The 22,347-nt window shown below is 68.6% G+C and carries 24 protein-coding genes; 6 read left to right on the top strand and 18 right to left on the bottom strand.

Annotated elements, in window-relative coordinates:
• Positions 1–408: phosphotransferase family protein (locus tag ACRDU5_RS22580; RefSeq protein WP_526617216.1), on the top strand; the 408-nt coding region annotated here is incomplete at its 5' end.
• On the top strand, positions 405–1,448 hold the full coding sequence (locus tag ACRDU5_RS22575) for a TIGR03857 family LLM class F420-dependent oxidoreductase (protein ID WP_526617215.1): 1,044 nt from the start codon (positions 405–407) through the stop codon (positions 1,446–1,448). The genes ACRDU5_RS22580 and ACRDU5_RS22575, both read left to right, overlap by 4 nt.
• Here ACRDU5_RS22575 and ACRDU5_RS22570 read toward each other — a convergent pair.
• The 4 genes from ACRDU5_RS22570 to dprE2 are packed head-to-tail and all read right to left on the bottom strand — an operon-like array spanning position 1,432 to position 4,818.
• Positions 1,432–2,157: a cobalt-precorrin-6A reductase gene (locus ACRDU5_RS22570; protein ID WP_526617214.1), complete on the bottom strand. Its 726-nt coding sequence runs from the start codon at positions 2,155–2,157 to the stop codon at positions 1,432–1,434. The two genes, ACRDU5_RS22575 and ACRDU5_RS22570, sit on opposite strands and share 17 nt — an antisense overlap.
• A complete protein-coding gene (cobM, locus tag ACRDU5_RS22565) occupies positions 2,157–2,912 on the bottom strand; it encodes a precorrin-4 C(11)-methyltransferase (protein WP_526617213.1) in 756 nt (251 codons plus the stop codon). The genes ACRDU5_RS22570 and cobM overlap by 1 nt, the downstream gene beginning before the upstream one ends.
• Positions 2,909–4,072, bottom strand: coding sequence for a precorrin-6y C5,15-methyltransferase (decarboxylating) subunit CbiE (gene cbiE / locus ACRDU5_RS22560; RefSeq protein WP_526617212.1), 1,164 nt, complete (start codon positions 4,070–4,072; stop codon positions 2,909–2,911). The genes cobM and cbiE overlap by 4 nt, the downstream gene beginning before the upstream one ends.
• On the bottom strand, positions 4,069–4,818 hold the full coding sequence (dprE2, locus tag ACRDU5_RS22555) for a decaprenylphospho-beta-D-erythro-pentofuranosid-2-ulose 2-reductase (protein WP_526617211.1): 750 nt from the start codon (positions 4,816–4,818) through the stop codon (positions 4,069–4,071). The genes cbiE and dprE2 overlap by 4 nt, the downstream gene beginning before the upstream one ends.
• Positions 4,819–4,846: 28 nt before the next feature.
• Here dprE2 and ACRDU5_RS22550 point away from each other — a divergent pair, with 28 nt between their 5' ends.
• The gene (locus ACRDU5_RS22550) at positions 4,847–5,266 is read left to right on the top strand and encodes a F420-dependent biliverdin reductase (protein ID WP_526617210.1); all 420 of its coding nucleotides are present in this window, start codon (positions 4,847–4,849) and stop codon (positions 5,264–5,266) included.
• Here the strand turns inward: ACRDU5_RS22550 and ACRDU5_RS22545 are convergent.
• Positions 5,263–6,429, bottom strand: coding sequence for a M24 family metallopeptidase (locus ACRDU5_RS22545; RefSeq protein ID WP_526617209.1), 1,167 nt, complete (start codon positions 6,427–6,429; stop codon positions 5,263–5,265). The genes ACRDU5_RS22550 and ACRDU5_RS22545 overlap by 4 nt on opposite strands.
• Before the next feature lie 47 nt (positions 6,430–6,476).
• Between ACRDU5_RS22545 and ACRDU5_RS22540 the strand changes: the two genes are divergently transcribed.
• Positions 6,477–7,439 (top strand): 5'-3' exonuclease, encoded by a 963-nt coding sequence (locus ACRDU5_RS22540; RefSeq protein ID WP_526617208.1) that lies wholly within the window; start codon positions 6,477–6,479, stop codon positions 7,437–7,439.
• Here the strand turns inward: ACRDU5_RS22540 and ACRDU5_RS22535 are convergent, their stop codons facing one another.
• From ACRDU5_RS22535 to ACRDU5_RS22495, 9 genes are all read right to left on the bottom strand, one after another.
• Positions 7,440–8,141: a DUF4333 domain-containing protein gene (locus tag ACRDU5_RS22535; RefSeq protein ID WP_526617207.1), complete on the bottom strand. Its 702-nt coding sequence runs from the start codon at positions 8,139–8,141 to the stop codon at positions 7,440–7,442.
• 50 nt (positions 8,142–8,191) lie between these two features.
• Positions 8,192–10,933 (bottom strand): DEAD/DEAH box helicase, encoded by a 2,742-nt coding sequence (locus ACRDU5_RS22530; protein WP_526617206.1) that lies wholly within the window; start codon positions 10,931–10,933, stop codon positions 8,192–8,194.
• Positions 10,917–11,867: a twin-arginine translocase subunit TatC gene (gene tatC / locus ACRDU5_RS22525; RefSeq protein ID WP_526617205.1), complete on the bottom strand. Its 951-nt coding sequence runs from the start codon at positions 11,865–11,867 to the stop codon at positions 10,917–10,919. The genes ACRDU5_RS22530 and tatC overlap by 17 nt, the downstream gene beginning before the upstream one ends.
• Positions 11,868–11,931: 64 nt before the next feature.
• Positions 11,932–12,177, bottom strand: coding sequence for a Sec-independent protein translocase subunit TatA (tatA, locus tag ACRDU5_RS22520; RefSeq protein WP_526617220.1), 246 nt, complete (start codon positions 12,175–12,177; stop codon positions 11,932–11,934).
• 31 nt (positions 12,178–12,208) lie between these two features.
• Positions 12,209–13,168, bottom strand: a complete 960-nt coding sequence (locus ACRDU5_RS22515; RefSeq protein ID WP_526617204.1) for a helix-turn-helix transcriptional regulator — start codon at positions 13,166–13,168, stop codon at positions 12,209–12,211.
• Positions 13,165–14,157: a helix-turn-helix transcriptional regulator gene (locus ACRDU5_RS22510; RefSeq protein ID WP_526617203.1), complete on the bottom strand. Its 993-nt coding sequence runs from the start codon at positions 14,155–14,157 to the stop codon at positions 13,165–13,167. The genes ACRDU5_RS22515 and ACRDU5_RS22510 overlap by 4 nt, the downstream gene beginning before the upstream one ends.
• An 84-nt stretch (positions 14,158–14,241) precedes the next feature.
• Positions 14,242–14,718, bottom strand: a complete 477-nt coding sequence (locus ACRDU5_RS22505; RefSeq protein WP_526617202.1) for a hypothetical protein — start codon at positions 14,716–14,718, stop codon at positions 14,242–14,244.
• Positions 14,719–14,836: 118 nt separating this feature from the next.
• Positions 14,837–16,195 (bottom strand): Pup--protein ligase, encoded by a 1,359-nt coding sequence (gene pafA, locus ACRDU5_RS22500; protein ID WP_526617201.1) that lies wholly within the window; start codon positions 16,193–16,195, stop codon positions 14,837–14,839.
• 10 nt (positions 16,196–16,205) lie between these two features.
• Positions 16,206–16,865 carry a TetR/AcrR family transcriptional regulator gene (locus ACRDU5_RS22495; protein ID WP_526617200.1) on the bottom strand — a complete coding sequence of 220 codons (660 nt, stop codon included), beginning with the start codon at positions 16,863–16,865 and terminating at the stop codon, positions 16,206–16,208.
• A gap of 107 nt (positions 16,866–16,972) precedes the next feature.
• Here ACRDU5_RS22495 and ACRDU5_RS22490 point away from each other — a divergent pair, with 107 nt between their 5' ends.
• Positions 16,973–17,251, top strand: a complete 279-nt coding sequence (locus ACRDU5_RS22490) for a DUF7162 family protein (RefSeq protein ID WP_526617199.1) — start codon at positions 16,973–16,975, stop codon at positions 17,249–17,251.
• Positions 17,248–18,843 (top strand): alpha/beta hydrolase, encoded by a 1,596-nt coding sequence (locus ACRDU5_RS22485; RefSeq protein WP_526617198.1) that lies wholly within the window; start codon positions 17,248–17,250, stop codon positions 18,841–18,843. Before ACRDU5_RS22490 ends, ACRDU5_RS22485 begins: the two co-directional genes overlap by 4 nt.
• A 37-nt stretch (positions 18,844–18,880) precedes the next feature.
• On the opposite strand, the gene prcA is transcribed toward ACRDU5_RS22485, so the two are convergent.
• The 4 genes from prcA to dop all read right to left on the bottom strand — a co-directional run bounded on the left by prcA (position 18,881) and on the right by dop (position 22,314).
• Entirely contained in the window at positions 18,881–19,606 is a 726-nt protein-coding gene (gene prcA / locus ACRDU5_RS22480; protein ID WP_526617197.1) for a proteasome subunit alpha, read from the bottom strand.
• A complete protein-coding gene (gene prcB / locus ACRDU5_RS22475) occupies positions 19,606–20,442 on the bottom strand; it encodes a proteasome subunit beta (RefSeq protein WP_526617196.1) in 837 nt (278 codons plus the stop codon). The genes prcA and prcB overlap by 1 nt, the downstream gene beginning before the upstream one ends.
• Positions 20,443–20,504: 62 nt before the next feature.
• Complete coding sequence (locus tag ACRDU5_RS22470; RefSeq protein WP_046365221.1) at positions 20,505–20,699, bottom strand: ubiquitin-like protein Pup; 195 nt, start codon at positions 20,697–20,699, stop codon at positions 20,505–20,507.
• A gap of 118 nt (positions 20,700–20,817) precedes the next feature.
• Positions 20,818–22,314: a pup deamidase/depupylase gene (gene dop, locus ACRDU5_RS22465; protein ID WP_526617195.1), complete on the bottom strand. Its 1,497-nt coding sequence runs from the start codon at positions 22,312–22,314 to the stop codon at positions 20,818–20,820.
• Between the last annotated feature and the right edge of the window lie 33 nt (positions 22,315–22,347).

The raw sequence follows: 22,347 nt of genomic DNA, 5'->3' as shown, positions 1-22,347 counted from the left end.
GGCCGGTTCTCGCTGATGCACGGCGACTATCGGCTGGACAACATGCTGTTCGATCCGGACGGATCACGGGTCACCGTCGTCGACTGGCAGACCGTCGGGTTGGGGTTGCCGGCACGCGATCTCGCCTACTTCACCGGAACCAGCCTGGTCCCCGAGGTGCGGTCGGCGATCGAGGAGGACCTGGTCGGGGCCTACCACCGGGCGCTGTTGGGTTACGGCGTAACGGATTACGACCTCGAGACCTGTTGGCGCGACTACCGGCTCGGTGTCGTGCAGGTTCCGCTGCTGAGCGCCCTCGGATGTGCGTTCGCGGCGTCCACCGAACGCGGCGACGAGATGATGGTGGTGATGCTGGAGCGGGGTTGTCGCGCCATCCGGGAACTCGAGACATTGGAGCTGATCGCATGACCGCCAGGTTCGCCGAACTCGGCTGCTATCTACTCGCCGGCCAGCCACGCAGCAGCAGAACGATAGTGGACGAAGTCCGCGATGCCGAGAACCTCGGGCTGGGAACGGCGTTCATCTCCGAGCGCTACAACAAGAAGGAAGCCGCGGTGTTGTGCGGCGCGGCCGCGGCAGCCAGCGACACCATCCAGATCAGCACGGCGGCAACGAATCACAATACCCGCCATCCGATCGTGACTGCCGGGATGGCCCGCACCATGCTCGACATCGCGCCCGGCCGGTTCACCCTGGGCCTGGGTCGCGGGGTGCCGTTGCTGCAGGACGCATTCGGCATTCCCCGGATCACCACCGCGCAGATGGAGGACTTCGCGACACTGATGCGCCGGCTGTTCCGCGGCGAGACGATCATCGGGCACGACGGTCCGGCGGGCAGCTATCCGGTGCTGTATCTCGACAGCACCCTCGACCGGTACCTGCGGCTCGGCTTGGTCGCCTTCGCGCCGAACACCCTGGAGCTGGCCGGCCGCTGTTTCGACGAGGTGGTGCTGCACACCTACTTCACCGACGAGACAACCACCCGCTGCGTCGAGAAGGTCAAATCCGCGGCGGCGGCCGCCGGCCGCGACCCCGCCGACGTCAAGGTGTGGGCCTGCCTGGCCACCGTCGGCGATCACCTGCCCCATCCGGCTCGACTGATGAAGACCGTCGGCCGGATGGCCACCTACCTACAGGGTTACGGCCGACTGCTGGTCGACACCAACAGCTGGGATCGCGCCGTGCTGGAACGCTTCCTGGCCGATCCGGTGGTGACCGGCGTGCCCGGGCTTGACGTGTCCGGAACCACCGAACAACTTGAGCACGTGGCGACGCTGATTCCGCAAGACTGGCTGGCGAACAGCGCCACCGGCAGTCCGGCGGACTGCGTCCGGGCCATTCGGCATCAACTCGAATTGGGCTGCGACGGGGTGATTCTGCACGGTTCGACGCCCACCGAACTGGCCCCGATCGTCGCCGCCTACGCCGACCTCAGCGTCGCGACCTGACCCAGGCGGCGGCCCGCTCGACGCTGTCGACGGTATCGACGCCATCCGGTAGCGGGGGCCGGTCCACCATCACCACCGGGACACCCAGCGCGGCGGCGGCGTCGAGCTTCGGCCGCGTCATGTTCCCGCCGCTGTTCTTGGTCACCAAACAGTCGATGCGATGGTCCCGCAGCAGGGCCAGCTCCTCGTCGTAGCGGTACGGGCCCCGCGACAGCAGCAGCCGATGGCGCCGCGGCAACCTCAGCGGGTCCGGCGCGGTCACCGCGCGAATCAGAAACCACGCTTCGGCATCGGCGAATGCCTTCGTGCCGGACCGACCGGTGGTCAAGAACACCCGCGAATATCCCCGGCGGGCAACCGCATCCGCGGCCTGCTTGTCGGAACGCACTCGTAACGCGGTGCCGGGCGGCCACGCCGGCCTGGCCAGCACCAGCAACGGCAGCCGCAGCTCACCACACACCTGCGCGGCGTGCGCGGTGATGGTGGCCGCGAACGGGTGCGTGGCGTCAACGACAGCATCGACGGCACGTTCGGCGAGCCATTTCCGCATCCCATCCACACCGCCGAACCCGCCGATCCGCACCTCGCCGGCCGGCAACGCGGGGTCCGGCACCCGACCGGCCAGCGAGCTGACCAGCTCGACGTCGTCTGCCAGCTCGGCGGCCAACGCGCGGGCCTCCGGGGTGCCGCCCAGCAGCAGTACACGCATCAATGCCGACCCCGCCGGACCCGTCCGGCCGAGTACAGGTAGCTGTCCGCGAACCCCTCCGCTGAGAGCACGTCGCCGACCACGATGACGGCCGTCCGGGTGACGTCGGCGGCACGCATCTGCTCGGCGAGTTCGGCAAGGGTGCACCGCAACACCGTCTGTTCCGGCCGGCTCGCGAACGCCACCACCGCACAGGGGGTTTCGGCACGATAGCCGCCGGCCAGTAGCTGCGGGACGATCGCGTCGACCTGCGCGGCGGCCAGGTGCAGCACCAGCGTGGCACCGGGCGCCGACAATGTCTCGAGGTCCTCCCCCGGCGGCATTGCCGTGGACAGTGTGGACACCCGCGTCAACGTCACGGTTTGCGCGACGCCGGGAACGGTCAGTTCACGCCCGAGCGCCGCCGCGGCCGCGGCGAAAGCCGGTACGCCGGGCACGATCTCGTAGTCGACACCGAGCGCATCGAGGCGGCGGCACTGCTCGGCCAGCGCGCTGTACAACGACGGGTCGCCGGAATGCAGCCGCGCCACATCCAGCCCGGCCGCGTGGGCGTCGGCCAGTTCGGCGACGATCTGGTCCAGGGTCAACGGCCCGGTGTCGATCACCCGGGCATCCGGCGGGCACAGCGCGAGCAGGTCGTCGGGCATGATCGAGCCGGCGTACAGGCACACCGGGCACCGACTCAGCAACCTCTGGCCCCGCACGGTGATCAGGTCGGCCGCACCGGGGCCGGCGCCGATGAAGTAGACGGTCATTGCTTGGTGACCGTCCACTGCGTCACCGGCATGGCGGGGCGCCAGCCGGTGAACTTGCCCAGCGGCTCGCCGTGGTAATGCTGAAATCGGTGCAGCTCGCCACCCAGTCGCGAATGCCACTGCAGGACAATGGCTTCCGATTCGGCAGTGACGGTGTTGGCGACCAACCGGCCGCCGGCGCGCAGCCGGTCGAAGCAGGCGTCCAGCAGTCCCGGATGGGTGAGTCCGCCGCCGATGAAGATCGCTGCGGGTTCCGGCGCGCCATCGAATGTGTCGGGCGCGGCCCCGCGCACGTCGATTGGGACGCCGAACGCGTCCGCGTTGAGTCCGATGGTGGTGCGGCGCTGCTCATCGCGTTCGAACGCCACCGCGGTGCAGCCCCGCCAGCTTCGGCACCATTCGACAGCGACGCTGCCGGCACCGGCGCCGACGTCCCACAGCCGCTCCCCCGGCCGCGGCGCGAGCGCCGCAAGCGTGACGGCGCGGATGGACCGCTTGGTGATTTGCCCGTCGTGCACGAACACGCTGTCGGCCAGCGACGACACGCGTTCGTCAGGCAGATAGCGCACCGCGATGACGTTGAGGTCGTCGACGTCGTTGGGCGCATCGGTGGCCCAGTCGCCGGCGGTGCCGTCGCGGCGCCGTTCCTTCGGACCGCCGAGCTGCTCGAGCACGGTCAACTCGGAGTCGCCGCGGCCGTAGGCGTTCAGCATCACCGCCAGCGTCTTCGGCGTGGTCCGGTCGCTGGACAGCACCACGGCCTGGCCGCCGCGGCGCACCGCGGTGTGCGCGTTGCCGGTGATCAGACTGATCACCTCGGTGTCCTGCACCGACCAGCCCAAGCGAGCGCAGGCGAGGGTCACCGACGACACATGCGGTAGTACCCGCACTCGCTGCGCGCCGTACAGCCGGATCAACGTCACGCCGATGCCGTGCAGCATCGGGTCGCCGCTGGCCAGCACGTGCACCCCTGCGGGCAGCTCGCGCAGCGCCGGCAGCATCGGCGACGGCCATTCCCGCCGCTGTGCGGTCACGTCGTCGTCCAGCAGATCCAGCTGGCGCCGCGATCCGTACACAACCGTCGCCCGCGCCAATTCGGCACGCGAAGCCGGTGACAGTCCCGCCAACCCGTCGGCGCCGATGCCGACCACGAATATCATCTCGGCATCCTTCGCCAGATCCACTGCGGCAGCAAGCGCATCCCGAAGAACACCGGGCGCAGACTCCACGGAATCCACACCGTCCGACGGCCCTTGGCCAGCGCCCGCGCGGTCCCGGCGGCGACCTGGCGCGGCGTGCTCGACATGGGCGCCGGTGCCATGCCGTCGGTCATCCGGCCGATGACGAAGCCCGGGCGCACGATCAGCAGCCGCACCCCGGACCCGTGCAGTGCGTCGGCCAGACCGCTGGCGAACCCGTCCAGGCCGGCCTTGGCCGAGCCGTAGACGTAGTTGGCCCGGCGCACCCGCACCCCGGCCACCGACGAGAAGACCACGATGGTTCCGCTTCCCGCGGCCCGCATCGTCGCGGCCAGCACGGTGAGCAGGCTGACCTGTGCCACGTAGTCGGTGTGCACGATCGCCACCGCGTGCGCCGGATCGGTCTCCGCGCGGGCCTGGTCGCCGAGGATGCCGAACGCCAGCACGGCGGTGCCGATCGGGCCGTGCTCGGCCACGATCGATTCGACCAGCCGGGCGTGCGAGCCGAGGTCGTCGGCGTCGAACTCGGAGACCGCCACCTCGGCGGCCCCGGCTTCCCGCACGGCGGCAACCTGCCCTGAGAGCCGGTCGGCACCGCGGGCGGCCAGCACCACGGTGGCACCGGGCGACAGCCGCTGCGCGAGCTCGGCGCCGATCTCGCTGCGGCCACCGAAAATCACCACTGACCCGGCACTCGTGTCATCCACGCTGCGATTATGACCTGCGCTAGTTTGGATGCCGATGGCGAACGCAACCACCAGGCTCACCAACGACGCGCTGGCGTTCCTGACCGAGCGTCACCTGGCGATGCTCACCACCTTGCGTCTGGACAATTCCCCGCACGTGGTGGCGGTCGGTTTCACGTTCGACCCGAGGACGCACGTGGCGCGGGTCATCACCAGCGGCGGATCGCAGAAGGCGGTCAACGCCAAGGAACGCGGCATTGCCGTGCTCAGCCAGGTCGACGGGGCCCGCTGGTTGTCGCTGGAGGGCAGCGCCACCGTCAATACCGAGGCCGAGGCGGTCCGCGACGCCGAGCTGCGCTACGCCCAGCGCTACCGCACCCCGCGGGTCAATCCGCGGCGGGTGGTCATCGAGGTACGCGTCGAGCGGGTGCTCGGCTCTTCGGATCTGCTGGATCGGGCCAGCGGCTAGCCCGCCGGGGTCGGCCCAGCCGGCACCACGATCAGCTCGTGCGGGCGGCCGTTCACCGGCTCCGCGCCGTCGGCGGTGACGATGACGATGTCCTCGATGCGGGCACCCCACTGACCGGGAAAGTAGATCCCGGGCTCAATGGAAAACGTCATGCCTTGGGCCAACGGCAGGGCATTGCCCGCGACGATGTAGGGCTCCTCGTGCACCGACAGTCCGATGCCGTGGCCGGTGCGGTGGACGAACGCCTCGGCGAGACCTTCCTCGGCGAGCATGTCGCGTGCGACGGCGTCCAGCTGTTCGGCGGTAACCCCAGGGCGCACGGCCTCGACAGCAGCCCGTTGTGCCCGCTGCAGCACCGAATACCGGCGCGCCACTTCCGGGTTCGGCTCACCGATGCTGTAGGTCCTCGTCGAGTCGGAGTTGTAACCGGGCTCGTACGGCCCGCCGATGTCGACGACCACGATGTCACCGGGCCGCAACTCCCGGTCCGAGCATTCGTGGTGCGGATCGGCACCGTGCGGCCCGGATCCGACGATGATGAACGCTGGCTCCGAATGACCTTCGGCGACAATGGCTTCGGCGATATCGGCAGCGACGTCGGCCTCGGTACGACCGGGCACCAGGAACTCCGGCACCCGGGCGTGCACCCGGTCGATGGCCGCACCGGCCTTACGCAGCGCGTCGATCTCGGCTTCGTCCTTGATCATCCGCAGTCGCCGCAGCACGTCGGTGGCCAGCACCGGCAGCACGCCGAGCACGTTGGCCAGCGGCAGCAGGTGCAGCGCAGGCATCGAATCGGTGACCGCGACGGCGAGCCGTCCAGACGGGCCCGTCGCGGCCGGTGGGCCGCCCAGCGCGTCCGCTACAACCCGGTGCGGGTCCTCGCCATCGACCCAATCCCGCACCGGCAGACCGAGTTCCGTCACGGCAGATTCCTTCAGCGAAGCCAACTCCGGCCGCGGCACCACCACACTCGGCTCACCGTCGGCGGGCAGCACCAGTGCCGTCAGGCGTTCGAATGTCTGCGCCCGCGAGCCGACCAGATACCGCAGGTCATAGCCGGGGGTCACCACCAGGCCGGCCAGACCGGCATCAGCTGCGGCGGTCGCGGCGGCCCGCAGCCGCCTGGCGTAGACGTCGGCGTTGAATCGGCTGGGACCCATACCGGTCAGGCTAATCGGCGGCCGGCCGGGCTGGCAGGATGACGGGCATGCCCGCTCCCCTGTTGCTGCTCGACGGCGCCAGCATGTGGTTTCGCTCCTATTTCGGGGTGCCCTCGTCGATCACCGCGCCCGACGGCAGGCCGGTCAACGCCGTGCGCGGGTTCTTGGACTCCGTCGCAACGGTGATCACCCGCGAGCGGCCTGACCGGCTGGTGGTGTGCCGCGACGACGACTGGAGGCCGCAGTGGCGGGTGGATCTCATCCCGTCGTACAAGGCGCACCGCGTCGCCGAGGAGGAACCGGCCGGGCAACCCGACATCGAGGAAGTGCCCGACGATCTCACCCCGCAGATCGACATGATCATGGAGCTGCTGGATGCGTTCGGCATTCCGACCGCCGGCGCGCCGGAATGCGAGGCCGATGACGTCCTGGGCACCCTGGCCGAACGGGAGAAGAAGAACCCCGTGGTCGTCGTCAGTGGCGACCGCGATCTGCTTCAGCTGGTCCGCGACGACCCGGTGTCGGTTCGGGTGCTCTATACCGGCCGGGGGCTGGCGAAGGCGACCAAATACGGGCCCGCCGAGGTGGCCGAGCAGTACGGGGTTCCGGTGAAGCGGGCCGGGCCGGCCTACGCCGAGCTGGCGCTGCTGCGGGGCGATCCGTCGGACGGGCTGCCCGGTGTGCCCGGTGTGGGCGAGAAGACGGCGGCCACCTTGCTGGCCCAGCACGGCTCGCTGGATCGGATCCTGGCCGCCGCCGGCGACCCGAAATCCAAGATGTCCAAGGCATATCGGTCCAAGCTGCTGGCCGCCACCGACTACATCGCTGTCGCCGGGCCGGTGGTTCGGGTGGCCACCGACGCGGACGTCAGCTATTCCACGACATCGGACGAGCTGCCACTGGCCGCCGAGCATCCGCGGAAGGTGGCCAAGCTCGCCGAACAGTACGGCGTGACGTCATCGGTCGGGAGACTGCAGAAGGCGCTCGACCAGCTGCCGGGCGCCGGCTAATTACTTGGGACGTCCGACCTCGTAGGTGCCGTCGTCGTCCTGGAAGGTCACGGTCACCTGCCGATTGGTGCCGTCGATGCTGACCTCACAGTTGAAGGTGTCGCCCTTCTTCACCGTGGGACTCTGGCCGTTGTTGCAGGTGACGTCCTCGACGTTCTTGGCGCCGTAGCCGTTGGCCTCGTCGGTCAGGATCTGCTCGACACCGGACTGCGCCGAAGTCACGTCGAGCTTGGTGGTGACGAAGAAACCCGGCATCCAGAAGCCCAGCACCAGGACCACCGCAACGATCAGCGCGGCCAGCAGACCGACGACGGTTCCGACGACGGCAAGCGATCGCTTCGAGCCCTGCTCCGACCCGGGCGGCGCGTACTGCCCGTATTGGCCGGGTTGTCCGTACTGCTGCCCGTACTGGCCGTACTGCGGGTACGCCGACGGGTTGTACTCGGCGGGCGGCTGCTGGCCGAACTGCTCGGTCGGCGGATATTGCTGCGGCGGGTATGGCTGCTGACCCGGCTGCGGGTAGGAGGGATACTGCTGCGGCGGGTAGGCCGGCGGCTGCTGCCAGGCCGGCGGCTCCGTGGTCGGCTGGTCGCCGCCGGGCGCCGGCTGCTGCCAGGCCGGCGGCTGGTTGGACGGCTCGCTCGACGGCTGGTCCTGACCCGGCCACGGCTGCGTCTGGTCAGGTCCCTGCGGTCCGCTCATCGGCTCTCCTGGTAGTCCTAGTTCCCGGTGACGCTGATCTGGCCAACACCCTACCCCGCATCAACAGCGACGACGCCGCGTCGAATGTCGCCGATGGCGCGTTTCGCGGCGGCCCGCAGCTCAGCGGAGGGCGCGGCATTGCGTACCTGGTCGGCCAGGTCCAGCACCTGGCGGCACCATCGCACGAAATCACCTGCCGACAACGGCGAACCAGTGCCCGCGGCGTCGGACGCGGCGAGGGCGGCGGCCAGCTCACCGGTGGTCGCCCAGCGGTAGACGGCGGTGACGAAGCCCTCGTCGGGCTCACGGCTCGGCGAGATCCGGTGCCGCTGCTCGTCGGCCCGCAGCTCGGTGGCCAGTCTGCTGGTACCGGCCAACGCGCGGCGCAGTTTGGCGGTCGGAATGTCGGCACCCTGCGGCGCGCCCGGCGAATCGCCGCGGGACTCGTAGAGCACCGCCGACAACACCGCCGCCAGCTCGGCGGGCGCCAGCCCCTCCCATCCGCCCGCCCGCAGGCATTCGGCCACCAGAAGGTCGCTCTCGCTGTATATCCGCGCCAGCAGACGCCCGTCATCGGTGACCCGGAGGTCACCGTCGCGGTCGCGGATGAAGCCGCGCTCGGTGAGCAGCACGACGATGCGGTCAAAGGTTCGGGCCAGCGAGTTCGTCGCCGACGCCACCTTCTGTTGGATCTGCGCGTTGTCCCGTTCGATGCGCAGGTATCGCTCGGCGAGCCGGGCCTTGTCCTCCCGGTCGCCCATGCTGTGCGCCGGATGACGGCGCAGTTGCTCACGCAGGCCCTCGAGGTCGGGGTCGATGTCGCGCTCGGGCGCCGGGCCACTGCGCCTGCCCCTGGGAACTGCCAACCCCGCAGTGGCCGACCGCAGCGCCGACGCCACGTCCCGCCGCACCCGCGGCTGGCGGTGCTCCACCCGCTTGGGCAACGACATCGAACCCACCTTCGCCGAGGCGCCCGAGTAGTCGGCGGACGAAATCCGGCCCGCCCAACGGTTTTCGGTCAGCACCAGCGGCCGCGGATCATCGCCGTCGCGGGCCGGTTCCAGCACCACCGCCAAACCACCGCGGCGCCCGTGCGCGATGTTGATGATGTCGCCACGGCGCAACGCGGCCAGCGCATCGTTGGTCGCCCTGCGGCGCTGCAGCCGCGACGCCCGCGCCTGGGCTTTCTCGCGTTCGGAGATCACCGCGCGCAGCCGCACATAGTCGAGGATGGGCGCGTCGCGTCCGCCGAGCTCGGTGACGATCTCGTCGAGCATTCCCTCGCCGCGCGCGATGGCACGCACCAGCCCGACCACCGAACGGTCGGCCTGATACTGCGCAAAGGACCGTTCCAGCAGCTCGTGCGCTTGTGTCGGGCCCATTTGGTGCACCAGATTGATCGTCATGTTGTATGACGGCGCGAACGAGCTGCGCAGCGGGAACGTGCGGGTGGAGGCCAGGCCGGCGACCTCCGCCGGTTCCACATCTGGACTCCAGAGCACCACCGCGTGGCCTTCCACGTCGATGCCACGCCGGCCGGCGCGTCCGGTCAGCTGGGTGTACTCCCCCGGCGTCAGCTGCACGTGCTGTTCGCCGTCGAACTTCACCAGTCGCTCAAGCACTACCGTGCGGGCCGGCATGTTGATGCCCAAAGCCAGTGTCTCCGTGGCGAATACGGCTTTCACCAGGCCGTCGGTAAACAGCTCTTCCACGGTGTGGCGAAACACCGGCAGCATGCCGGCATGATGCGCGGCCAGCCCGCGCAGCAGCCCCTCCCGCCATTCGTGGAAGTCCAGCACCAGCAGGTCGGAATCGGACAGGTCGGCGCACCGGCGGTCGATCACCTCGGCGATGCGGGCACGTTGGTCGTCGGTGGTCAGCCGCAACGACGACCGCAGGCACTGTTTGACCGCCGCGTCGCAGCCAACGCGGGAGAAGATGAACGTGATCGCCGGCAGTAGACCTTCGTGGTCCAGCATCTCCACCACGTCGGGCCGCGACGGCATCCGGTGGATGCTCGGGCGGCCCCGGTATCCGCGGCCGCGCGGTCGCCAGTCGGACAGCCGGTCGGCCTCCCGGCGATGTGCGATGTGCCGCAACAGTTGCGGGTCGACCAGCAATTCCCGGCCGCTCTTGGCCGCGGCACCAGACCGGTAGTCGAACAGGTCGAACAATCGCTTGCCGACCATGACGTGCTGCCACAGCGGAACGGGTCGGTGCTCGTCGACCACCACCGTGGTGTCTCCACGCACGGTCTGGATCCAGCCACCGAACTCCTCGGCGTTGCTCACCGTCGCCGAAAGACTCACCAGGCGAACGTCTTCGGGCAGGTGCAGGATCACTTCCTCCCACACCGCACCGCGCATCCTGTCGGCCAGGAAATGCACCTCATCCATGACGACGTAGGAAAGGCCGTGCAGCGTGGGCGAATCCGCGTAGAGCATATTTCGCAGAACTTCGGTGGTCATCACCACCACTGGTGCGTCGCCGTTTATCGACTGGTCGCCGGTCAGCAGGCCGATGCGTTCCGGGCCGTAGCGGTGCACCAGGTCGTTGTGCTTCTGATTGCTCAGCGCCTTGATGGGCGTGGTGTAGAAGCACTTTCGGCCCGCTGCCAGAGCCAGGTGCACCGCGAACTCCCCGACCACGGTCTTGCCCGCGCCGGTCGGAGCGCAGACCAGGACGCCGTGCCCGTCCTCCAGCGCCGAGCAGGCGCGCTGCTGGAAGTCGTCGAGTTGGAACGGCAGCTGCTCGGTGAAGCCGGCCAGCTGGCCGCTAGGTGGCGTCGTCATCGACGCCCGGGCGCGCCGCTGTGGGCACCGCCGTCGGCGGCTCGATCGGTTCGACGCCGCCGATCGCCGCCGCCTGCTCGTCGGGAACGTCGTCCAGCGCGGCCCGACGGGCCTTGCGCTTGTCGTGAATTCGCGCGATTTGAATCGCCAGTTCCAGCAACAGCGTCAGCGCCAGCGCGAGCGCCAGCATCGAAAACGGATCAGAGCCCGGCGTGAAGAACGCGGCGAACACGAACAGCCCGAAGATCAGCCCCCGCCGCCACGACTTGAGCCGCTGGTAGGTGAGCACGCCCACCACGTTCAGCATGATGATCAGCAGCGGAAACTCGAAGCTGAAACCGAACACCAGCAGCAGATTGATCAGAAAGCCGAAGTACTGGTCGCCGGACAGCGCGGTCACCTGAACGTCGCTGCCGACCGTTAACAGGAAACCCAAGGCCTTGGACAGCACCACGTAGGCCAGCACCGCACCGGCGATGAACAGCACCGCGCCCACGCCGACGAAGGCGACGGCGAAGCGGCGTTCCTTCTTATACAGGCCGGGCGTGATGAAGGCCCACAACTCGTATAGCCACACCGGACAGGCCAGCACGATCCCTGCGGTCAGGGCGACCTTCAGGCGCAACATGAACTGGTCGAAAGGGGCGGTGGCGAGCAGGCGGCACTCACCGTCCGGGGTGATGCTCGCCCGCGCGGAATCCGGCAGCGAGCAGTACGGCCCCCGCAGCCAGTCACCGAGGCTGGGCAGCCATAAGAAGCCGTGGCTGTACCAGAAGAACCCGGCGATCGTCGTCACCACGATCGCGGCCGTCGCGATCAGCAACCGGCTGCGCAGTTCGTGCAGGTGGTCGACCAGCGACATGGTGCCGTCCGGATTGACCCGGGCACGGCGCTGACGGGGGTCGAGCCGCTTGAGGATTCCGGGGGTGCGCACGGGCTTGCCTTTACACGCGGCCTATCGACGTGGCCTCAGGCCACGGTCGATCGGTCGCCGTCGGTCAGGCCCGTCTTTTGTCCGAGGGCTCGGACTGCGCGGGGTCTGGGGTGTCGACGCGCTCCGAGGCGATCGGAGTGGCCGGCGGGGTCTCCGGCTTGGAGTCGGTCTGCATCTCCTTGATCTCGGACTTGAAGATCCGCATCGACTTGCCAAGTGAACGGGCCGCGTCCGGGAGCTTCTTGGCCCCGAAGAGCAGGACGAACACCGCGATGACGATTACCCAATGCCAGGGTTGTAGACCGCCCAATTTGGTCACCTCCGCAACGTCTGCGGCGAGTCTACTCGCCGACTCCATACGCACGCAGCGCCGCCGCCGCCGAGTCGCGCACCCGCCGGGCCAGCGATTCCGGTGAAACCACCCGCACCGCGGCGCCGAAGCCGAGCACGAACCGGGCCATCCAGTCGTCGGAGGCATAGGTCATCGCGGCCTCGCAGGCGCCGTCGGGCAGTTCCCGCACCACCCGCAGCGGGTAGTAGTCGAACATCCAGGAGGTCGACCGGTCGATGCGCAGTGTGGCCGATGGCAGCGCCGGGTCCGCGTCGAACAACGAGGTGTCCGGCGGCGCGGCCACGGCCGGCCCCGGCGGTGCCGACGTCTCGTCGAGGACGGAAGCGTCGACGATGCGGTCGAACCGGAACAGCCGCACTCCCTCGGCCGACCGGCACCACGCCTCCAGATAGCTGTGGTCGGCGACCAGCACCACCCGGATGGGGTCGACGACCCGGCTGGACAACACGTCATGTGAGGCCGAGTAGTACTCGATGGCCAGTGCGCGGTTGTCCCGCACCGCGGCGCGCACCGCGGCGGCCGCGTGGCTCTCCACCGGGGCCGGCTCGTCTACCGCCGTCTCGGCGCCGTGGCTCACGGTGCCGGCGGCCGACTCGATCTTCGCGATCGCGCTGCGCGCGGCCTCGGGGTCGACCATGCCCGGCACGTCAACCAGCGCGCGCAGCGCGACCAGCACACCGGTGGCTTCCGGCGAGGTCAGCCGCAGCGCGTGGTCGATGCCGGCGGAGAACGTGACCTCGATGGTGTCGCCGGAGAATTCGAAGTCGATCAGGTCGCCGGGGCCGTAGCCGGGCAGGCCGCACATCCACAGCTGGTTGAGATCGTCGCGCAGCTGCTTGACCGTCACGCCGAGATCGGCGGCGGCCTCGGCGTAGGTGATCTTCGGATTGGCCTGGAAATACGGAACCATGTTCAGCAACCGGACCAGCCGGGTCGAGACGGTACTCATGCCTCGACTCCCGCATGGGCGCGCAGCCGGTCGGTCACCTCGTCGCGCAGGGCCTGCGGCTCCAGCACCACCGCGTCGGCGCCGTAGCTCGCGATCTCGCGGGCCAGCCGGTCGCTCATCCCGATGTCGATGCTGATCTCTTCGCCGTCGCGGCCGCCGAGCGCGCGGGGACCCAGCACGGTCGCGCTGCGACGCAGCGCGGTGGCACGCCCGTCGGCGACCCACACCCTGGCCTGGGTACCGGTGGGCGTCTCGCCGATCACCCGGTGCACGATCTCGCGCAGGTTCACCCCGTCGGGCCGTTTGACGGCGCCGGGCGGACCGATGGCGGTCACCCCGGCGCCGATGCGCGACAACCGGAAGGTTCGGGTGGCGTCGCGGTCGCGGTCATGACCGACGAGGTACCAGCGCCCCCGATCGGTGACCACACCCCACGGTTCGACCGTGCGAACGGTGTACGGCTCGCTGCGCGCCGGCCGGTGCGGGAACTGCACCGCCTGACCGGAATCGATGGCGGACAACAGGATTCCCAGCACGTCCTCGGAACCACGAATGCCGGGCAGCCCCGCGGTGGAGGTGATCGCGACACCGGCCTCGCCGGGGTCGACGTCCACACCGGCCGCGCGCAGCTTGAGCAGCGCCCCCTGGGTCGCGGTGATCAGCTCCGGCGACTCCCACAACTGGGTCGCCACCGCGACCGCGGCGGCCTCGTCGGAGGTCAGCTCCACGGCGGGCAATGCGTAGGCGTCCCGGTTGATGCGGTAGCCCTCGGCCGGGTCGAACTGCGAGACCCGGCCGGTTTCCAGCGGGATGCCCAGGTCGCGCAGTTCGTTCTTGTCGCGCTCGAACATCCGGGAGAACGCCTCGTCGCTGGCGCTGTCGGAGTAGCCGTAGACGGTGTCGCGGATCCGGTCGGCGGTGATGAAGGTTCGGGTGGACAGCAGCGCGATGACGAGATTCATCAGCCGCTCGACTTTGGAGATCCCCACTCGGCTTAGCCTAGTGTCAACGGCCTGTGGCGAGTGCTCAGCCTGGCACGCAATTTCGCGCCGAAACCGTACAACGGTGAGCGCTCACGCGGCCGCGGTCTCTGGCCGGGCCGTCGGAATGAGACCTCGAACCATCACTATGCCGCGCCGGCCTGCCTGGGCTTTCGCAGCTGCGAGCAAGTCGCGGCGATTGCATGTCTGGCTTCGCAAAGCGGCGTCGAGCGTCGCCAACGCGCGGGGTCGGGGCAGGCTCCGCGCGACCTCGAGATGGCCCTCCGGGTTGAGAACATGCAAATCGGTGACGCCCTCGGTGTCGAACCCGAAAATTGCTGCGGCGGTGCCTAAACACACCGCGACATGTTCACCGCAGCGCAGGTCTAATCCGCGTAGCCGGGTGAATGCATCGGATGCACCCAAGCTGTAGATGTTCGGAAGAATCTTCACCAGCTCAGCGCTTTTCAGCCGACGCTGCATCCCGCGGCGGCTCAGGTGAAGCAAGATCTGAGCTGACGTGGCGACTCCGCCCTGCGCGGCGAAGACTGCGCTGAGCTCTGGCGGCATTCCGGAATTGTGGGTTGGGCCGGCGCGAAGCCGCCAGTTGGCCCTGTGGATAAGGGCCGAGCGCTCGTCGTTGTACAGATTTTCGAGCCGAAACCGTACAAGCCTGAGCCGCTCGCGCCTACATGCTGGCGATCAGCCGCTTGACGCGTTCGTCGACCGACCGGAACGGGTCCTTGCACAGCACGGTGCGCTGCGCCTGGTCGTTCAGCTTGAGGTGAACCCAGTCGACGGTGAAGTCGCGGCCGGCTTCCTGTGCGGCACTGATGAACTCGCCCCGCAGCTTGGCGCGGGTGGTTTGCGGCGGGGTGTTCACCGCGTCCTCGATTTCCTCGTCGGTGGTGACCCGGGTGGCAAGCCCCTTGCGCTGCAGCAGGTCGAACACACCCCGGCCCCGCTTGATGTCGTGGTAGGCGAGGTCGAGCTGGGAGATCTTGGGATCTGACAGCTCCATGTTGTAGCGATCCTGGTAGCGCTGGAACAGCTTGCGCTTGATCACCCAGTCGATCTCGGTGTCGACCTTCGCGAATTCCTGGCTTTCCACCGCGTCGAGCTGGCGTCCCCACAGGTCGACGACCTGTTCGATCTGGGCGTTGGGTTCGCGGGTCTGCAGGTGTTCGACGGCCCTCGAGTGGTACTCGCGCTGGATGTCCAGGGCGCTGGCCTGGCGTCCACCGGCCAGCCGCACCGGCCGCCGACCGGTCAGGTCGTGGCTGACCTCGCGGATGGCGCGGATCGGGTTGTCCAGTGAGAAGTCGCGGAACGGCACGCCGGACTCGATCATCTCCAGCACCAGCGCGGCTGTGCCCACCTTGAGCATCGTGGTCGCCTCGCACATGTTGGAGTCGCCGACGATGACGTGCAGGCGCCGGTACTTCTCGGCGTCGGCGTGCGGCTCGTCGCGGGTGTTGATGATCGGGCGGCTGCGGGTGGTCGCCGACGACACGCCCTCCCAGATGTGCTCGGCGCGCTGGCTCAGGCAGAACGTGGCGGCCTTGGGTGTCTGCAGCACCTTGCCGGCGCCGCAGATCAGCTGGCGGGTGACGAGAAACGGCAGCAGCACATCGGAGATGCGGGAGAACTCGCCTGCCCGTACGATCAAGTAGTTCTCGTGGCAGCCGTAAGAGTTGCCCGCCGAGTCGGTGTTGTTCTTGAACAGGTAGATGTCGCCACCGATGCCCTCGTCGGCCAGTCGCTGCTCGGCGTCGATCAGCAAGTCCTCCAGCACGCGCTCGCCGGCCCGGTCGTGGGTGACCAGCTGCACCAGGCTGTCGCATTCGGCGGTCGCGTATTCCGGGTGGCTCCCGACGTCGAGGTACAACCGAGCGCCATTGCGCAAGAAGACGTTGGAGCTACGTCCCCACGACACCACCCGGCGGAACAGGTAGCGGGCGACCTCGTCGGGCGACAGGCGGCGATGCCCATGGAAGGTGCAGGTCACACCGAATTCCGTCTCGATGCCCATGATTCGCCGCTGCACGTCACCGAGACTACTGGTTGGCCCCCGGTGGTGACGCATAAGCCTCGCCGACGCTCAGCGAGTCTGATGGCGCGCCCAGGATGCGTTCGAGCGCATCGGTGTAGGCCGCGATCACACTCCGGGCGTGGGATCCACGGGTGTCGATGATGGCATCGGCCAGGTGCAAGCCCATCCCGGTAATGATGATGGCCGCCTCGTGCGGGTGTTTGGTGTCGAAGACCCCCTCCCCGCAGCCCTGCCTGATGATCGCCTCGAGCAGCGGGGCCGTCGTGCGCATCGATCCGCTAACCATCTTCTGGCGCAGCAGCGCGTTGTGCTCGTCCCGCCAGAGCCGCATGGTGGTGGTCACCGCGGTGACGTTCTCGGTCTGCCAGGCGGTCGAGGTGGCGAAGTATGCGTGCAGCTTGCCGATCGCGTCGAGTCCGGGGTCGTCGACCACGGCCCGCAACCTCTGGCCGGCGCTTTCGCCCATCGCCTCGACGATGCCTTCGAGCAGCGCCTGCTTCGAGTCGAAATAGTGGTAGAGCGCCCCCTTGGACATCTGCAGCTCGGTAAGCACGTCCTGGATGGTCATCCGTTCGTAGCCCTTGTCGTGCATCAGGTGCAGCGCCGCGTCCAGAATCGCGCGTCGCCGCGCGGCGTACTCGTCGGGCTTCACATGGCGAGCCACGGCGCCATCCTATCAGTAGACCGCTGGTCGGTTTATTAATTCTCGTCGGTCCCCCCAGGCTGTGGATAACTTCGGCGCGGCAGCGCCCCAATCTGCCAGCATGAGGCATGGGGGGAAGTACCGAAGTCGATCTGACACAGCTGCGGACCGTCGCTGACCGCGTGATGGCGGCCGCCGACGCGCTCGCCGAAATGCGTTGGCCAGCACTGGATGCCGATGCGATGCGCGGTTCAGCGGTGGGCACCATCGCGGCGCCGGACCTGATCGCGGCCAGGCTCACCGACGTCGTCGCCAACATGCGCGGCTGGGCGGTCGCGGCGCACATGTCGGCCGATGCGTTCGAGCACGCCGACCGGCGCAACGCCAACCGCTTCAGCCGGCCGTGACGCGGCCGACCGTCGCGCAGGCGCAGGCGTGGCGACCGGAGAGCTTGCGACAGCTGGCTGATGCCTGGGACGCGGCCGCGATCGACCTGCAGGCGCGCGTCGAGGTGGTGGCGCGCGATGTCGACGAGAGCCGTGACTTCTGGACCGGTGCGGCCGCCGAGGCGGCCCGACAGCGGGGCGCGACGATTGCCGCGGGCGGTGCGGCGGCGACGCGGTGCCTGATCACCGCGGCAGTGGCCGCCCGCGACGGCGCCGATCAGATCGCCGCGGCCCGGGACGACGTGCTGGGTCTGCTGGAGGCGGCGCGCGCCGAGGGATTCGTGGTCGCCGACGACGGCTCCGTCACCGGAGGCGCTACGTCATCGCTGCTGGTTTCGTTGTCCGGTGGCAGCCCGGCCGTGGCTGCCCGCGACGTGCTCACGACGCGGATCGTCGAGGCCCTCGACCGGCTGGGCGCCGCCGACGCCGACGCGGACCATGACATCGCCGAGGCGTTCCGGCCGCCGCCGGCGCCACCCGCTTCGACCGCACCGGCGGGCAGCTGGCCGGTTGAGGCCGCCGACGTCGTCGCCGGCTGGTCGGCGATGAGCCAGGACCGCATCGCGAACCAAATCGCCGCGATGACACCCGAACAGCGCCAACGTCTCGTCGACGAGTTCCCGAAGCAGGTCGGTAATACCGACGGTGTGCCGTGGCACATGCGGATCGAGGCCAACCGTCTCAACATCGCCCAGGCGATCGCGGACGAACACCGCCGCACTGACAATCCGGAATCCCGCACGCGCATCGCGTTCTACCAAGGCCTGCTCGGCGAAGTCGACGACCCGGCCCGCAGCGGCAGCCGGGTGGACCGCCAGATTCTCGCGTTCGACCCCGACCGGGCGTCGCTCATCGAGCTCAACGGCAACCTGGGCACCGCCAAGAGCGTCGCGGTCCTGGTGCCCGGGCTGAACACCACGATCGAGGGTTCGACGGCGAACACCCAGACCGCCCGGCGCTTCGTGTCCGCGACCCGTGGGGAGGTCGCGACCATCACCTATCTGGGCGGTCCGTTTCCCCGCGGGGACACCCTTATCACGGGACTGATCGAAGCGGCTGATCCCCGCTACGCCCTCGACATGGCGCCGCGGCTGGTGGCCTTCAGCGAAGACGTCGACCGCACGGTGGACGGCACCGGCCGGGACATCCCCGTCACCTATATCGGCCATTCCTATGGCGGCTCGATCATGGGCACGGCCGAAGTATTCGGCCTGACCGCCGATCGGACGCTCTACCTGGCGGCCGCCGGCGCCGGCGTCGGCGTCGACGATCCGGCCGACTGGCACAACCGCAATCCCGACGTCCTGCGATTCTCGATGACCGCGCCCGGCGATTTCATCGAGGCGGTGCAAGGCATTCCGGCCGGACCGCACGGTGCCGACCCCGACGAGATGCCGGGCGTAATCAATTTGGCGGCAGGCGATTACGACGACCACCGGCCGATGGCCGGTTGGCGGGCCCACAGCGACCTCATCAATTGGCCGTCGGATTCGTGGCGCAACATCCTGGCGGTCATCACCGGCGATTCGGCAACTCTGCACAAAGCGGGGTGACGACCCGCACCGAAGTCGCCCGAGCGGGCGACAAAAGCTACTCCCCCGACTTCGAATCCTCGTCCGGCAGCATGGCTTCCAGCGCCGAGCCGATGATTCGCCGAAATGCCCGCCGGGGACGGTTGGTATCCAGGATGGCCACCTCGAGTGTCGAGGGACCGAGCGTTCGAGGCTCAGCTCCATTGCCGCCGTCGGCCTTCAGCGCAGCGACGGAGATCCTGACCGCCTCGGACAACTTCACGTTCTCGGTGTAGGACTCATTCAGCGCCGCGGTGATCGGATCGGTCGTGCCGCCCATCACCACGAAATGCGGTTCGTCGTTGATCGATCCGTCGTAGGTGATCCGGTACAGCTCAGGCGGTTTGGTCTCGCCGAAGTGCGCGACCTCCGCCACACACAGCTCGACCTCGTACGGCTTGGCCTGCTCGGTGAATATCGTGCCGAGTGCCTGCGCGTACTGGTTGGCCAACTGGCGACCGCTGACGTCCCGGCGGTCATAGGCGTAGCCCCGGGTGTCGGCGTACTGGATGCCGCCGCGGCGCAGATTGTCGAACTCGTTGAACCGGCCGACGGCGGCGAAGCCGATCCGGTCGTAGATCTCGCTGACCTTCTGTAGCGACCGCGACGGGTTCTCGGCGACAAACAGCACTCCGTCCGCGTAGGCAAGCGCGACGACGCTGCGGCCCCTGGCAATACCCTTGCGCGCGAGTTCCGATCGCTCGCGCATCGCCTGTTCGGGCGAGATGAAATACGGAAAACTCACTAGCCGTCACCCCGCGCGTCGACGCTTGGATGCTGGCCCGCATCTGGCCCGAATGTATCGGCGCGAGAACGGCTTTCGATGACCTCACGGGCCAGCGCCGCTATTCGTTCTTCAGAAACTTCCTCGGCGCCGTCGGCTCCGAGCGCGACCGCGGTCGGATAGATGCCGCGCACCAGGTCTGGCCCGCCGGTGGCGGAGTCGTCGTCGGCGGCGTCGTAGAGCGCCTCTATCGCGACTCGCAGCCCCGTATCCGCGTCGGTCACTTGGGAATACAGCTTCTTGATGGACGACTTGGCGAAGATCGAGCCCGAGCCGACCGACTGGTAGCCCTCTTCCTCGATGTTCCAGCCGCCGGCCGCATCGAACGACACAATTCGGCCCGCCGCCTGCGGGTTCGGATCGTCGAGGTCATAGCCGGCCAACAGCGGCAATGCGACGAGACCTTGCATCGCCGCGCCCAGATTGCCGCGCACCATGGTGGCCAACCGGTTCACCTTGCCGCGAAACGTCAGCGGCACTCCCTCGACCTTCTCGTAGTGTTCGAGTTCGACGGCGTACAGCCGGGCGAACTCCACCGCGATCGCCGCGATGCCTGCGATGCCCGTCGCGGTGTAGTCGTCGGTGATGAACACCTTCTGCACGTCGCGGCCGGCGATCATGTTGCCTTGGGTCGACCGGCGATCGCCCGCCATCACCACACCGCCGGGATATTTCAGCGCGACGATCGTGGTGCCATGTGGCAGCCCATCGCCCGAGCCAGCCGCGTCGGACTTGCTCACCGGCAGTAGGCCTGGCGCCTGACGGCGCAGTAATTCGGAAAAGGACGACAAGTCCATGGCAACGGAGGGTGCTCCGGTAGTGGGGTTAGAGAAGGCCGGCTGCTCGCGATGCGGCCAGGTCACTGTCCGCCCTTTTGGACGTACGCCCGCACGAAGTCCTCGGCGTTCTCCTCGAGAACGTCGTCGATCTCGTCCAGCAGATCGTCGGTCTCCTCGGTCAGCTTCTCGCGACGCTCCTGCCCGGCGGCCGTGCTGCCGGTGAGGTCGTCGTCCTCGCCGCCACCACCGCCACGCTTGGTCTGCTCCTGAGCCATCGCTGCCTCCTGCACTTGTCATCGGCGGGCTCTGTAGCCGCCCGCCGGTCACTCCACCCTACCGGTCAACGGCCGGATTGCCTGGGATAGCGCGCCATGGGGAGGTGGGTGGGAAGACTCAAGTGGTGAGCTGTTCGACCAGTTCGACCGCGCTGTCCACGGAGTCCAGCAGCGCCCCCACATGCGCTTTGCTGCCCCGCAACGGCTCGAGCGTTGGAATCCGGACGAGCGAATCCCCGCCCAGGTCGAAGATCACCGAGTCCCAGCTGGCCGCGGCGATATCGGCGCCGAACCGGCGCAGGCACTCGCCGCGGAAATAGGCGCGGGTGTCGGTCGGTGGGTTGTCCACGGCGTCGCGCACCTGCTGTTCGGTGACAAGTCGCTTCATCGATCCGCGCGCGACCAGCCGGTTGTACAGCCCCTTGTCCAGCCGCACGTCGGAGTACTGCAGGTCGACCAGGTGCAGGCGCGGCGCCGACCAGCTGAGGTTTTCCCGGTGCCGGAAGCCGTCGAGCAGCCGCAGCTTGGCCGGCCAGTCCAACAGGTCGGCGCAGTCCATCGGATCACGCTCGAGCAGGTCCAGCACTCCTGCCCAGGTCTGCACGATGTCGGCGGCCCGCGGATCGGGGTCGCGGCTGTCCACCAGCTTGGCCACCCGATCGAGGTAAATGCGTTGCAGCGCAAGACCGGTCAGCTCGCGGCCGTCGACCAGCGCGATGGTGGCTCGCAGCGACGGGTCCCGACTGATCACGTGCACGGCGTGTACCGGCCGCGCCAGGGCCAGGTCGGTCAGGTCGAGCCCCTCTTCGATCAGGTCCAGCACCAGCGAGGTGGCGCCCAGCTTGAGGTAGGTCGCTGTCTCGGCGAGGTTGGCATCGCCGATGATGACGTGCAGCCGCCGGTACTTGTCGGCGTCGGCGTGCGGCTCGTCGCGGGTATTGATGATGCCGCGCTTGAGCGTGGTCTCCAGGCCGACCTCGACCTCGATGTAGTCGGCGCGCTGCGACAGCTGAAAGCCGGGCTCGTCGCCCGACGGGCCGATCCCGACCCGCCCGGAGCCGGTGATCACCTGCCGGGACACCAAAAACGGCGTCAGACCCGCGATGACGGCCGAGAACGGCGTCTGACGGCTCATCAGGTAGTTCTCGTGCGAGCCGTAGGAGGCGCCCTTGCCGTCCACGTTGTTCTTGTACAGCTGCAGCTTCACCGCCCCGGGCACGCTGGCGACGTGCCGGGCGGCGGCCTCCATCACCCGCTCGCCGGCCTTGTCCCAGATCACCGCGTCGAGCGGGTCGGTGCACTCCGGAGCCGAGTACTCCGGATGGGCGTGGTCGACATACAGCCGGGCCCCGTTGGTCAGGATCATGTTGGCCGCGCCGACCTCGTCGGCGTCCACCACCGGCGGTGGGCCCGCCGAGCGGCTCAGGTCGAAGCCGCGGGCGTCCCGTAGCGGGGATTCCACCTCGTAATCCCACCGGGTGCGCTTGGCGCGCTGAATGCCTGCGGCGGCCGCATAGGCCAGCACCGCCTGGGTCGAGGTCAGTATCGGATTCGCGGTCGGGTCGGACGGCGACGAGATGCCGTACTCGACCTCGGTTCCGATAATCCGTTGCATGCAATCAGCCTATGCGACGTCGCGCAGTAGTCT

The sequence above is a fragment of the Mycobacterium sp. genome, assembly GCF_050701515.1.
Taxonomy (GTDB): domain Bacteria; phylum Actinomycetota; class Actinomycetes; order Mycobacteriales; family Mycobacteriaceae; genus Mycobacterium.
Note: the sequence above shows the minus strand (reverse complement) of the source record. Positions and strands in the feature narration are given on the sequence as shown.